This is a genomic window from Metasolibacillus meyeri (assembly GCF_003049505.1).
Lineage (GTDB): Bacteria > Bacillota > Bacilli > Bacillales_A > Planococcaceae > Metasolibacillus > Metasolibacillus meyeri.
On record NZ_PYWN01000172.1, the window covers coordinates 1 to 14015 of the forward strand.

At 40.0% G+C, this 14015-nt stretch carries 12 protein-coding genes and 1 riboswitch; of the genes, 3 read left to right on the plus strand and 9 right to left on the minus strand.

What is annotated here, in order from left to right:
* Window positions 1-152: 152 nt before the first annotated feature.
* The 5 genes from C9J34_RS19575 to C9J34_RS19595 all read right to left on the minus strand — a co-directional run bounded on the left by C9J34_RS19575 (window position 153) and on the right by C9J34_RS19595 (window position 6011).
* Window positions 153-713, minus strand: coding sequence for a cob(I)yrinic acid a,c-diamide adenosyltransferase (locus C9J34_RS19575; RefSeq protein WP_107841860.1), 561 nt, complete (start codon window positions 711-713; stop codon window positions 153-155).
* Between the two features lie 5 nt (window positions 714-718).
* Window positions 719-2173, minus strand: coding sequence for an adenosylcobinamide amidohydrolase (locus C9J34_RS19580; protein WP_107841861.1), 1455 nt, complete (start codon window positions 2171-2173; stop codon window positions 719-721).
* Window positions 2173-3156, minus strand: a complete 984-nt coding sequence (locus tag C9J34_RS19585; protein WP_420799143.1) for a FecCD family ABC transporter permease — start codon at window positions 3154-3156, stop codon at window positions 2173-2175. Before C9J34_RS19585 ends, C9J34_RS19580 begins: the two co-directional genes overlap by 1 nt.
* A 162-nt stretch (window positions 3157-3318) precedes the next feature.
* Window positions 3319-4263 (minus strand): ABC transporter substrate-binding protein, encoded by a 945-nt coding sequence (locus C9J34_RS19590; protein ID WP_238600725.1) that lies wholly within the window; start codon window positions 4261-4263, stop codon window positions 3319-3321.
* 202 nt (window positions 4264-4465) lie between these two features.
* Window positions 4466-4647: riboswitch (cobalamin riboswitch) on the minus strand.
* Between the two features lie 185 nt (window positions 4648-4832).
* The gene (locus tag C9J34_RS19595) at window positions 4833-6011 is read right to left on the minus strand and encodes an acyl-CoA dehydrogenase family protein (RefSeq protein ID WP_107841862.1); all 1179 of its coding nucleotides are present in this window, start codon (window positions 6009-6011) and stop codon (window positions 4833-4835) included.
* A gap of 186 nt (window positions 6012-6197) precedes the next feature.
* Between C9J34_RS19595 and C9J34_RS22875 the strand changes: the two genes are divergently transcribed.
* Entirely contained in the window at window positions 6198-6338 is a 141-nt protein-coding gene (locus C9J34_RS22875; RefSeq protein WP_420799144.1) for a VOC family protein, read from the plus strand.
* Between the two features lie 125 nt (window positions 6339-6463).
* Here the strand turns inward: C9J34_RS22875 and argS are convergent, their stop codons facing one another.
* The 3 genes from argS to C9J34_RS19615 form a co-directional block, all read right to left on the minus strand.
* Window positions 6464-8131, minus strand: a complete 1668-nt coding sequence (argS, locus tag C9J34_RS19605; RefSeq protein ID WP_107841863.1) for an arginine--tRNA ligase — start codon at window positions 8129-8131, stop codon at window positions 6464-6466.
* Complete coding sequence (locus tag C9J34_RS19610) at window positions 8128-8565, minus strand: YwiB family protein (RefSeq protein ID WP_107841864.1); 438 nt, start codon at window positions 8563-8565, stop codon at window positions 8128-8130. The genes argS and C9J34_RS19610 overlap by 4 nt, the downstream gene beginning before the upstream one ends.
* 128 nt (window positions 8566-8693) lie before the next feature.
* Entirely contained in the window at window positions 8694-9251 is a 558-nt protein-coding gene (locus C9J34_RS19615) for a cupin domain-containing protein (protein ID WP_107841865.1), read from the minus strand.
* A 307-nt stretch (window positions 9252-9558) separates the two neighbouring features.
* Between C9J34_RS19615 and C9J34_RS19620 the strand changes: the two genes are divergently transcribed.
* A complete protein-coding gene (locus C9J34_RS19620; RefSeq protein ID WP_193769094.1) occupies window positions 9559-10134 on the plus strand; it encodes a Uma2 family endonuclease in 576 nt (191 codons plus the stop codon).
* 224 nt (window positions 10135-10358) lie between these two features.
* Here the strand turns inward: C9J34_RS19620 and speB are convergent, their stop codons facing one another.
* Window positions 10359-11231 (minus strand): agmatinase, encoded by an 873-nt coding sequence (speB, locus tag C9J34_RS19630; protein WP_107841867.1) that lies wholly within the window; start codon window positions 11229-11231, stop codon window positions 10359-10361.
* A gap of 264 nt (window positions 11232-11495) precedes the next feature.
* Between speB and C9J34_RS19635 the strand changes: the two genes are divergently transcribed.
* Window positions 11496-13547, plus strand: a complete 2052-nt coding sequence (locus tag C9J34_RS19635) for a transglycosylase domain-containing protein (protein ID WP_107841868.1) — start codon at window positions 11496-11498, stop codon at window positions 13545-13547.
* The last annotated feature ends 468 nt before the right edge of the window (window positions 13548-14015 follow it).

Below are 14015 nucleotides of genomic sequence, written 5' to 3' on the forward strand. Positions count from 1 at the left end.
TTATTTGCGACTTTCTCAGGTTTATTTGCGACTTTCTCAGGTTTATTTGCGACTCTCCCAATTTATTTGTGGCTTCCCAGGTTTATTTACACTATTCCCTCGATATATTTCATAAAAAAGAGGAAGCAAATAAATTTGCTCCCTCCAACTCTCTATTTAAATACATCTGCGCTGCGAATATATTCGATATCTGCAACATTTATTCTTGAGTTTGCTACACGTGCAGCGGCAAATAAATAGTCTGACAGACGATTTAAATATTTTTGTACGACTGGTGATACATCATCATCGGCTTTCATTAATGTAACCGTTTGGCGCTCTGCTCGGCGTGCTACTGTGCGTGCAATATGAAGTGTTGCTGCCGCTGGTGAACCGCCTGGTAAAATAAAGCGTTTCAACGGTGGTGCTTCATCTGCCAAAGCATCGATGCGAGCTTCCATTGTTTCGATTGGTGCTTCTGTTAGCTTGTAAACACGCTCCTTCATAACATTGGCTAAATCGCCGCCGCCATCAAATAGCTCATGCTGAATATTTTCTAAATCCGCTAAAATATCTTTGAAGATTTCTTTATCCAGCTCTGTCATCGCTTTGCCAATCACTGAATTTAGCTCATCCATTGTGCCGTACGCTTCTACTCGTAAATCATCCTTATCTACACGACGTCCAATAATGCTCGTTTTTCCCGTATCCCCTTTTTTTGTGTAAAGCTTCATTTCTCTCATCCTCTCTTTTTATATTCAACAATTGCCTTTGTTGTTGATTCAAAAACACCTCGACCAATCCACTTTCCTACTGTTGTAATAGGACCGGCATAAGGCATTTCTTCCCCCATTTGTGTCGCTGCGATTAATAGACTATCTGTACTTGTACCTGTTGCGATTGTGCCCGTTCTAGCATCACGTATATTTTCCTCTGCAAGTGCTTTCGTCTTTGCCTCTGTTGCCGTAATCATCGCTTGATAAAATGCTTCATCTGACAGCTTACCATTAATAATGACCCATGTATTAATTGTACCGATACGTGGCAACTGCTCCTCTTCGTATGTGCGTGTCGCATCTACCGCATTTCGAATACCTGCAGTGACTGCCACAATTACAAGTCCATCCGCGTACGATTCAATAATCACGTTTTGTGCTGCAATCGCTGTCAGCATCATAACGGTATTCGTTGGTACAAATTCACTTGATGCTAAAAATGCTCGCGTTTCTTCTTTCACATTTTCAATCGGATAAGTAGGCTCTACCGTACGGTTAATAAATGTCGTATACCAGCCCATTCCTGCATTGTAAACAGCGGATGACACAACCTTTAATGGCGCATCAGCCTGAAATTGTACATACTCATCAGTAATTTTAAAATGGTCTAATGTAACTGTTGCAAATAAATTTTGTTGCGTCAACTTTGGCAACTGTGTGACTTGCGGCTTCGGTAACTCTGGATGTGCATACGTGGCTACCCTCGCTCCGTAGACGTCCGCAATTTGTGTTTCTAATAACACTTCATGCGGTTTTCCAAAGGCCTTTACTTTCCCCTTCTCCATCAACAAAAGCTCATCACAATACAGGGCAGCTAAGTTCATATCATGAAAAACAGATACGACTGTTAATTCACATTCTAATGCTTCCTTGCGAATCATATCTAGTATTTGTTGCTGGTGCGCAATATCTAAATGGTTCGTCGGTTCATCTAATAACAGTAAACTAGCGGATTGTGCAAGCGCTTGTGCGATAAATGTACGCTGTTGCTCACCGCCCGATAAGTATTCTAAATAATCGTGCTCATAATGCTGCACACCCGTTTGTTGCATCGCTATTTGTACTGCCTGTTCATCCTGCTTTGACCAGCTTGAAAAAAAGCTGGATTGATGTGGGTAGCGCCCCAGCGAGACAGCATCGCGCACAGAATTCGAAAAAGCATTGGCATGTAGCTGTGGAAGCACAGCCATTTTTTTTGCGAGCTCCTTTGTTGAATATGTACCGATTGCCTTATCGTCGATTAGCACACGCCCCCCCATTGCTGGAAGTACACCGCTAATGACTTTTAGTAATGTGGACTTTCCACTACCATTCGGTCCAAGAATACCTACAATTTTTCCTTTCGGCACTGTAAATGACACATCTTGAATAATAGGTGTACTGCCATAGCCACCAGAAATATGCTCTACTTTTAGCATTATGCTCCCCCTTTTCTACGCTGCTTGTAAAAAATATAAGCAAAAATGGGTGCGCCAATAAATGCTGTAATGACTCCAATTGGTAGCTCTGTAGGTGCAATGATGGTGCGTGCTACTAAATCACAAATAATTAAAAGGCTGGCACCATTAATGAACGATAAAATTAACAGCAAACGATGGTCTGCACCAACAATCATGCGTACCATATGTGGCACAACTAGCCCAACGAAGCCGATTGTACCTGAAACAGCAACAGCTGCGCCTGTTAGTATTGAACCACCTGCTAAAATAACGTACTTACTGCGCTTCACATCAACCCCTAGATGTTTAGCTCGCTCTTCCCCGTAAATCATCGCATTTAGCTCCCGACGGTTCAACCAAATTAAAAGCGCTCCAACAATGACGAATGGTAGCATCATTTGCACATACGGCCAGCCTCGCATGGATACGCTGCCAAGCAACCAGCCCATAATCATGCGAAGCTGCTCCCCCGTTAACGCAATCATTAAAGAAATACAAGAGCCCAAAAAGGAGCTAAAAATAACCCCCGTTAAAATTAGCGTCTCCATTTTCATCGTTTTATCAACGAGCCGCGCAAACGTCATCACAATGATCATTGTCACCGCTGCACCAAGCATACTGAAAATTGGCAATGTAAAAACACCCAGCATTGGTAGCGAAAACGAAAAATAAATTGTGGCAACCGCTCCAACAGATGCGCCAGATGAAATACCAAGCGTATATGGATCTGCTAGCGGATTTTTTAATAAGCCTTGAAACGCTGCTCCCGCAATGGCTAATGATGCACCAACAAGCGCTGCAAGCATGACACGTGGCATCCGGATATTCCATAAGATGCTGTACGCCGTAGGATCGGCTTCTTTATTCCATAAAGTAGATAGCGGTATGTTCACTGAACCTACCGCTATCCCTAACCATATACTAACAAGCAATAATGCAATCGATATAATATATGCTACTATGCTTTTTTTATTTTGATTCAGCAGAAACGCCCCCTCTATCAATAGAGCTACTAACGAGCGCTACAAATTTTTATTCCGTATGAGCGACCCCACTTCAAAGCTTGAAGTGGGGAATATTCATATTTACAGTTAAAAACTCATGGATTGATTATATCCCCAAACTTAATTAAATAATTCTGGGTAAATCGCTTTAGCAATTGATTCTACACCATCTGCAATACGTGGACCTTGACGGCTTGTCATGCTACCATCCACAGTGTAAACTGCTCCATTTTTTACAGCATCCATTTCAGCAAATGCTGGATTATTTAAAATTGCCGCTACATCGTCCTCATATGTGACGATGATTGTGCTTGGATTGCTTGCTACAAAATCCTCTGCGCTGTACATTGGCCATTCATCTGCTTCAACGACATTTTGCACATTGATTGTTTTTAGCATTGCGTTCATAAATGTGTTTTGGCCTACCGCATAAATATCAGGTGTCATACCAACAACAACAAAGGCTGACTTTTCTTCTTGTCCTTCTACTTTCGCTTGAAGTTCAGCTAGCTTCCCTTTAATTGATTCCACCATTTTTTCAGCTTCCTCTACTTTACCTGTCAGCTTGCCAATTTGCTCCATCGACGTATATGTTTCTTCAAATGTTGCTGCATTTTTGACAACGAATACTGTGACACCAGCTGATTCGAATTGCTCTAATGCAGGCCCCAATGTGTACATGCTTGATTCATGTGCAAAAACGATATCAGGCTGTAATGAGATAATTTTTTCAACATTAAATTCCATCCCGCCAATTCTTTCTTTTTCAGCTACCTCTGATGGATAATCGTCATTGTCACTTACTCCAACAACTTCATTTTCTAAATTCAAACCGAATAGAATTTCTGTATTAGATGGTGTTAAAGACACAATTTTTTCAGGTGCTTTCTCAAGTGTAATCTCTTTCCCTAAAGCATCTGCTATCGTGACAGGAAACGCAGCTACTACTTCCTCTTGTGTTTCTGGTTCACCTTGTATTTGTGGCTCTTTGTCATCTTGTCCACATGCTGCAAGCAAGCCTGTTGCTAACAACATTGCCATGAAAATTGACCAAAATTTCTTCACTTTTACTTCCTCCTAAATTAAATAAACTAATTAAGCTCAAAATATGCGTCAGCCGTCAAAGGCTTATTTTGATTCAGCTATTAACGCTAACTTACGATTCATCACAATTTGCAAGAACCAAAATAAAAAATCCCTCGACATAATACGAGAGATTATAAATGGACGCTCAAAAAGCGCGCCGATCCTATCCTCGTAGGTTGTTATTGACGTTACACGCAAGGCAGGTCTCCTGACTTATGCATCAAGCATTTCTAGTACCTTCCCAAAAGCTTAGTGGCATATTACTAGAAACTAGCATTTACAGTGGCGGGACCGCGTCAGACTCTCACTGACTTCCCTTTTACTCCTTGCATGCTGCAAGGAACCTTTCGTGCTACACTATGAACTTTTATCGACAATGAAAAAATCCCAATGTCTCCACTTTAATTATAGCGGAAAAATTGAGATTGTGTATAGATTAAATATGGTAGTTATGTTTCTCAAGCAATGTACTCTTTTGTAGAATCTATATGCCTTCTCCTCAACAATTAAAACCTTAGCTTTCCTCCACCTCTACTACGAACTATTTGTTATTTTGCATGTGAAGCCTCTTCATTTGCTTGTTGAATCGCTGCTTCTGCTAATTTTTTGATTGTCATATCGTCCATTGGTGGATTATGTAATCCAGCCCTTACATCGCGATAATAGCGTTGTAGTGGATTATTGCGCTGTAAGCTTTTTGCCCCAACTAAGCGCATTGCCTTATCAACAATTTGTAATGCATTGTTCGTTACAACATGCTTCGCGATATTTAGTTCGTGCTGTAAGAATTGTTTACGCATAGTGTCTGTATAGGCTTCCGCTGCTCCATAAAGTGTGAAACGTGCGGTCGCAAGCGCTAAATCCATTTCTCCAATGAGTGCCTGCACATTTGGCAAATCGCTGATCGGACCTTTTAAGCTATTTGGTTTATGTGTTGTTGAGAAATGTACCGCATAATCTCGCGCGGCTTGTGCTATACCTAGATATGTAGCAGAAATGAGTAATGCCCACCCATTTACCTTAAAACCTGTAGAATAATTAGGTATTTCAACCAAATCAGACAACTTTAACTCTACATCTTGCAAAACTAAATCATGACTGCCTGTGCCACGCATTGCAATAACATCCCATGTCTCATCGATTAAAACACCTGTAGCATTACGCGGAATTAGGAAAAATCCAATTTTTTCTTCCTCCTCTAGCCATGCAGATGTTAAAAAATAATCTAGCTCTGGTGCGCCTGTTGTATAATTTTTGCGACCATTAATTAACCAACCAGCGACTGTTTTTTTAGCAGTTGTAAGTGGTCTGCCACCGCGTGTAGGGCTGCCCATTGCAAATTCGCTAACCGCCCGATTAATAATTGCACCATTTGCCACTTCTTGTGCAAAACTTTTTAGCTTCACCGACTCCCATTCGCCATGCTCAAATAAATCGCCTACTGTTGAAAGTGTCCAGCCAATTGTTAATGCTGTACTCGCATCATAGCTTGCTAATGTTTCATGCACTAAAATTGCATCATAAATACTGAAGCCTTCGCCACCAAGCTGCTGTGGCAATGTGATTTTCGTATAACCTATCTCTCTTAATGCCCGAATATTGTCATGTGGGAAGCTCGCAAGCTCATCAATTTGCTGTGACCGACTTTTAAATACCTCTTCAAGCGTAGCAATTTTTTCTAGCCATTGGCGCTGTGCTTCTGTTTTAATAAAAAGCTGTTTACTCACAATGAATGGCCTCCTATTCATTTCGTATGATATTGAAATTGATTGTACGTTGCTTAAAAATGGAAGTCAACGATTCATCCCTAGTTTTTTTATAGGCTTTATAAAATACGTAAAAGATATGATATGTTAGTTACACTTTTTTTAGTAAAATTCTAAATAAAAGGAGGCATTGCATATGCAAAAAATATTCCATTTTTATGGTTTGGTAAGCAGGCAAAAGAAGCTACAAATTTTTATCAAAGCTTATTTGAAGACTCCACTATTATCGATGTACAAACAATGAAAGGTATTCGCAGAGCTAGAAAAAGCTCGCCAAGCATCAAATAAAAAATAAGCACCTTCTCTACCGAAGATGCTTCTATTTGCTTAAAGATTTTCATGATTAATTTATTTTCCATATTAAATAAAAAACTGAAGATGTCGACATTTGACATCCTCAGCTTCTATTTCGATTACATTCTCTCTGGTGCACTTACACCGATTAATTTTAAAGCATTTGCTAATGTTGTACGCACAGCTGTAATTAATGCTAAACGCGCCTCTGTTAATTGCTTATCCTCTACATTGATTACTTTCTCCGCATTGTAGAAGCTGTGGAATGCTGCTGCTAGCTCCTGAATATAGTTCGCAATGCGGTGCGGTGTACGATGTTGTGCTGCATCTGCTACAATTTGTGGGAATGCACCGATTTTTTTCAATACATCTACTTCTTTTTCAGCCGTTAATTGCTGTAAATTGTCTAAGCTTGCATGGAAGCCTTGCTCTTCTGCCTGACGCACGATTGAGCAAATACGTGCATGTGCATATTGTGCGTAGTATACAGGATTTTCATTTGATTGTGACACAGCTAAATCAAGGTCAAAGTCCATATGTGAATCTCCAGCTGTTTTCACGAAGAAGTAACGCACTGCATCTAAGCCTACTTCTTCCACAAGCTCACGCATTGTTACCGCGTTACCAGTACGCTTGGACATTTTGAATTTCTCACCATTTTTATAAAGCTGTACCATTTGAATCACTTCAACTTCTAACGTATCACGCTCGTAGCCAAGTGCCTCAATTGCTGCCTTCATACGTGGGATATAGCCATGATGGTCAGCACCCCAAATATTGATTAGCTTATCAAAGCCACGCACGATTTTATCTTCATGGTACGCGATATCTGGTGTTAGATATGTGAATGAGCCATCATTTTTGATTAATACGCGATCTTTATCATCGCCAAATGTCGTTGAGCGGAACCAAGTTGCCCCTTCTTCTTCAAACACATGCCCATTTGCGCGCAATTTATCTAATGCTACTTCAATTTTGCCGTTTTCATATAATGACGTTTCTGAGTACCATACATCAAACTCAACACGGAAGTTTTTCAAATCATTTTGCAGTTTTTCAAGCTCTAGCTTTAAGCCATGCTGACGGAAAAACTTGAAGCGCTCTTCATCCGATTTTTCCAAAATGCTTGTACCGTGTTCTTCTGCCAGTTTACCTGCAATTGCAATAATATCTGGACCGTGGTAGCCATCCTCTGGCATTTCCGCATCCATACCTAATGCTTGCTTATAACGAGCTTCTAGCGAATAGGCTAAATTATTAATTTGATTTCCAGCATCATTAATATAATATTCACGTGATACAGCATAGCCCGCGAAATCTAATACATTACATAAGGAATCCCCAACAGACGCACCACGCGCATGTCCTAGGTGTAAGTCACCAGTTGGATTGGCTGATACAAACTCCACTTGTACCTTTTCACCTGCACCAGCCGTTGAGCGACCATATGCTTCACCTTGCTCAAGTACCGCTGTTACAACACCTGTTAAAAGGTCTTTACGCACTGTAATATTAATAAACCCTGGTCCTGCAATATCAATTTTTTCGATATTTGCCGCAGCTAAATCAATATTTTCAATGATTGCCTCTGCAATCGCGCGCGGTGGCTTTTTCGCAAGCTTCGTCAACTGCATCGCAATATTCGTTGCAAAATCTCCATTGGCCTTATCTTTTGGTGTTTCTAAATGAATTTTAAATTCCGTACCTTCTTCTACTAGTTCAGCTTTGGCAACTGCGTTTGCTAATGCTTCTTTAATCGTTTGTTGTAATTGCTCAACAGCGTTCATTGTTGTACCTCCATGTATTGAATTTCTAATTTATAATTGCCTGCCACTGCACCGCTGACGATTAAATCATAGTGTGCAATAAACTGACCTTGAATATTACCTTCATTTGGTTCAAATGCTAAAGCATATGTTTTTGTGACAAGCGGCAATGTACCATAGACGCTTTCATAATGCCCATTTTCCTTTTGTTCCATGTTTAGCGGTAAGCGCATATTGACATCGCCTCCACGCAAAATAAAGGCTTGTCCATTCGCCAGCTTTACCGTTGTGCGAATGTGTGCCTCTTCCTGCACTTCCTCATAACGCAAATAGCAGCTGCCCGCTTTTTCCACATAGGAACCTTGCAGCCACATTTCATACGTTTCGAGCTCACCGTCCGTTGGGATAATGGATGACACAAGCTTAATTTTCACCTTTGTTCCTACATCCTGCATACGCGGTACACTCCCTTTTTCTGAAATGACTATAACCCTACTATTATAGGATGATTTTCAGTGTTTACGCAAGGAAATAACGAAAAGGGTATTGAGAAAGATTTTACTTTTCCAATACCCTTACAATACTAAATCCGTATTTTTTGACCTGTGTATTTTTCTAAAGCTTGATACATATTCAACCACGTGCCAACACTTACGAATGCGCTAAATAAAGCTCGTTGCACAGTCAATGACTTCCCTGCTATCAATGTATTTTGGAGTTTTAAAATTAAAGCAAGGTAGAAAATATTTTTCGGTACGCCTTGCTCGTTCGTTAGCCCATCACCCATTAAACCGTAATGAATGCGAACCGATTCTTCAAACTGGGATGGCGGTGTTAATTTCACTTGAAAGCGCACATCTTCTGCATGACGATTATTAAATGTGTGGGGTATCCCCTTTTCGGCAATAATTGATTGCCCCCTAGATAAAATGTGATCCTTATCTCCAACTGTAACTGTTAATGCCCCTTCTAATATCGTAAACTCTTCGACAAATTCATCGTGGCAATGTAATGGTGGCCCTTCTCCATTTGACGGCAATGTCACTTCAATTAATAAATGCTTCCCATCTGTGTCCTTAGCTGTTTTGATAAAAGTAATTTGCTCACCCGTATATTTGTGCTGTACTGTTGCTGCTAGCATTTTCCCACTCTCCTAAAATATCATTTCGGCTCATTATAAAATGCGAAGGTTAAATTTAAGTTAAAAAATGCGCGGAAGGCAATATGTTGTTTGCTTCCTTCGTATTTTTATAGAAATTACCTCCAAATCAATTACTCCTTTCACTAGCCTTTGCTATCGCCTGTATTATAAATGATGTGTCAGCCATCATTCGTAAAGTGCGAAGTCTTGTGCTTACAATAGGTTGCTTTGATCGGGTTCATCAATAGAATAGCTATCGTATATCCGCTATACTGTAAGCACCAATAAAAATAAGGAGATGAAACACATGGCGATAAACGAACAGTTTATAGAACCTCGTTATGAAATAATTGACGGTGAAACGATTATGATGTCACCACGCCCAACACTTAATCATAACCGAGTGATTACAAACTTAGCTGTAGTATTCGATAAATATTTAGACGGCAAAAAATGCGAATATTTTACGGACGGTGTGGATGTTCACTTTGACGAAAAAAATAGAGTAATCCCCGATAGCATGATTGTATGTAACACGGACATTCTAAAGCCAAATGGCATATATGGTACACCTGACTTAATAGTCGAAGTGCTCTCACCGTCCACAGCACGCAAGGATAAAGGTGATAAAAAAACACTCTATGAGAAACATGGAGTGAAAGAATATTGGATTATCGACCCTGTCGCTAAATCGATTGAGGTCTATTTATTAAAAGATGATAGATATGAATTAGATAACGTCTATACAGTTATTCCTGACTGGGATTGGGAGCAGATGACAGAAGAAGAAAAAAAAGAAGCTGTACTTACATTTAAAGTATCACTTTATGATGATTTCATTATCGATATCAAAGATATATTCAAAAATATGGTAATTTATTAACATTTCAAATTTATGCTACTAAAACACACTAAAAGCACCTATTCCATTGTGAACAGGTGCTTTTCAAATACGCTTGAAATGATTCATACGGTTTATGGACATGTGTTACAAGAGATGGAGGCACAAACTGTAGCCGTATTTAGTAAAGTTTTAAAAGAAAATGGGGCTAGCACATAGCTAAACCCCACTCAAACTGCTTCATATCAACATTTACAAAGCCCTCATTACTTCACCCAGCCAAGAATCATTTCACGAATCAGCTTCGCGGCTGTGTTCGCTGTCATTTCAGATACGTCATAAATCGGTGCCACTTCTACTAAATCAAAGCCAACAACGTTCACACCGCTACCTGCAATGGCATGGATAGAAGCTAGTAATTCTTTAGGTGTGATGCCGCCACAGTCTACTGTGCCTGTGCCTGGTGCATGTCCTGGATCAAGAACATCGATGTCTATTGTCACGTAAACATTACGACCAGCAAGTGTCGGTAAAACTTTTTTTAATGGCTCTAACACTTCAAATTTTGAAATATGCATGCCATTTTCTTTTGCCCAAATAAATTCTTCCTTTAGGCCCGAGCGGATGCCAAATGAATACACATTATGTGGTCCGATATGCTCTGCAATTTTACGAATTGGTGTTGCATGTGAATACGGCTCACCTTCGTAGTCTGTGCGCAAATCTGTATGTGCATCAAAATGGATAATAGCTAAATCATCATGTTTTTCGTATACAGCTTCCATGACAGGGAGCGATACTAAATGCTCACCGCCCATCCCGATTGGTACTTTGTCATCCGCTAATAATTGACGAACAAAGCTTTTAATTTCTTCTAATGACTTTTTCGGATTACCGAATGGTAGCGGAATATCGCCTGCATCAAAAAATTTCACTTCTTCTAGCTCTCGGTCTAAATATGGGCTGTATTCCTCTAAGCCAATTGATACTTCGCGAATGCGCGTTGGGCCGAAGCGTGAGCCTGGACGGTAGCTAACTGTCCAATCCATTGGCATACCATATAAAACTGCTTTCGACTCCTCGTAATTTGGATGACTTTTAATAAATACATTGCCTGAATATGTTTCATCGAATCTCATGAATCGTTCACCTGCTTATGATTATTCGGTCATTAACGATATTACCTCATTAAATTTCCCATGTTTATTGTATTTTATTGTGACTATTACACGCAATAGAATAATACGAAACCTTTATTCGACATTTTTCGTATACATATACGTAGAGCAAAGAATTTTTCGACACCTGTATGAAAAATAAGTGCCTAGACACATACTATGCGTAACACTAATTGTGTGAAAATTGTGTGTGTGCCTGGCACTCAAACAACGAGGTGATTGTTAATGAGAAGAAAACATTATATTCGCCAACAAAAACGCAAACGCTTTGGTAAAAGGCTTGCCTTGTTAATCGTTGCGATGCTCAGTGCTGTTGTTGTTGCGTTATTATCGCTTCGCATTTATGCACAAATTGCAGGAGCACCAACGTTGACTGTGCCAAAAGCGACCATTTTTTTAGATCAGCACGACCATCAAATTGGTGATTACTTTCAATCTGAGCGTCGCTATTGGCTAGAACTAGATAAAATATCACCCTATTTAGCAGAGGCAACGATCGCCGTTGAGGATAAAGATTTTTTTAAACATGATGGATTTGATTATTCACGTATTGCCGGCGCTGTGCTTGCCGATATTAAAGCAGGTCGTAAAGTACAGGGGGCTAGTACGTTGACGCAACAATATGCCCGAAATTTATATTTATCACATGAAAAAACATGGACGCGTAAAATAAATGAGGCACTGTATGCTTATCGTTTAGAAATTTTCTATTCAAAGGATGAAATTTTAGAAGGCTATTTAAATACAGTTTATTATGGACATGGTATGTATGGCGCTGAAGCTGCGAGCCGCTACTATTTCGGTAAGTCAGCAAGTGAGCTCACTTTAGCTGAGGCGGCAATGCTCGCAGGCATCCCAAAAGGCCCAACATATTATTCACCAATTGCCAATCTGGAAAAAGCAACAAATCGACAAAAGCTTATTTTAACTTTAATGGAACAGCAAGAAAAAATTACAGCTGAGGAGAAGGCTCACGCTGAAAAGGAAGAGCTTGTTTATAAAAATAGTGAATGGGTTGCCGGCAAATCGATTGCTCCTTACTTTTTAGATGTAGTATGGACGGAAGCAAGCGAAATATTAGAGTCGAAAAATATGAATATTAGCGAAGGCGGCTGGACGATTAAGACGACCTTAAACCAAGCCCATCAAAAAGCTGCAGAGCAAGCTGTTGAAAAAAATATGCCAGATACGGATTTGCAAGTCGGGCTTGTGAGTATGGATGTCGATACAGGCTTTGTCACAGCACTAGTAGGTGGACGCAATTACAGTACAAGCTCCTTTAACCGAGTAACGCTTGCTGAAAGACAGCCTGGCTCATCCATTAAACCAATTTTATATGCAGCCGCCTTAGAAAATGGCTTCACACCGCTAACCTTCTTAAATGTAGGTGAAACGATTTTCACATACGATAATGGGCGTGCTACGTATAAGCCGCAAAATGTGAATGGGCAATTTGCTGCACAAGAAATGTCGCTTGCACAGGCAATGGCTATTTCCGACAATATTTATGCGGTGAAAACATTGGAACAAGTTGGATATAAAGCTTTTCGTGAAATACTGCAACGCTTTAATTTAAATTATACAGACAAGGACAACCCTTCGATTGCTTTGGGGACGATTGAAACATCTTTATATGATTTAACAAACGCCTACAATACAATTGCAGCTGCGGGAGAAAAACGTAATGCAACAACGATTTTATCGATTACCAATGCCAATGGAGATGTCGTCTATCAGCAAACAAAGCCAGAGACAAAGCGTGTTATATCTGCGCAAGATGCATACTTGTTAACAGATATGATGACAGGCATATTCGATCCAATTTATAGCGATTACTCACCTGCAACAGGCGTTTCTATTCGCGGTCGCATGACACATACCTATGCTGCTAAATCAGGAACAACGATTAGCGATCAATGGTTAGTTGGCTATACACCAAGTATTACAACAGGTGTTTGGAATGGCTATGACCAAGGTAAAACGTTATCCGTTCAAGAAGACATGGCTGCAACAAAGCAAGTTTGGATTGATTTTATGGAAGCAGTTCATAACGGCAAAGCAAATGAACCCTTCCCTGTACCAGACGGTATTCAAGGAGTTGTTGTCGATATTGAAACAGGTAAGCTCGCAATGGATGCATGTCCAAAGCAACGACTTGTTTATATGAAGGAATCCGATATACCGCTTGAAAAGTGCCGTTCCTTTGAAATTTTCGAACCTGAAACTTGGGGAAATTGGCTCGACTTTGAGGTATTCCGCAATTTCTGGCGCAACTAAAAAAGACTCTTTCTTCCCCGGAATAACGGTTTCCGTGGGAAGAAAGAGCCTTCTTTTTATGGTAAACGAAAGCATGAGAATCATGGGGCATTCGGCTTGGGTTGTTTCAAATGCCGCATAGCTCTCATAGCTTGACCATTTACCAAAGTGTCCTAGCTCACTAGCTGCAAGCCTTATATACAAGTGTACTTTTTTTCATGAGCACTTTCAACCACCTTATGCATAATGAAGGCAATTGTCACATTTTGTTCATCTATTTTTCAGCAATGTGTAAAAAAAAGATTGACGCTAAGAAAAGAGAGTACTTTTTCTTTGTGATATCTGCAGATTCCTCAATTTATCTGCGCTTTTCCTCGGGATATCTGCGAATTTCTCAATTTATCTGCGCTTTTCTTTGGGATATCTGCGAATTCTTCAATTTATCTGCGCCTTTCCTTGGGATATCTTCGGATTCCTCAATTTATCTGC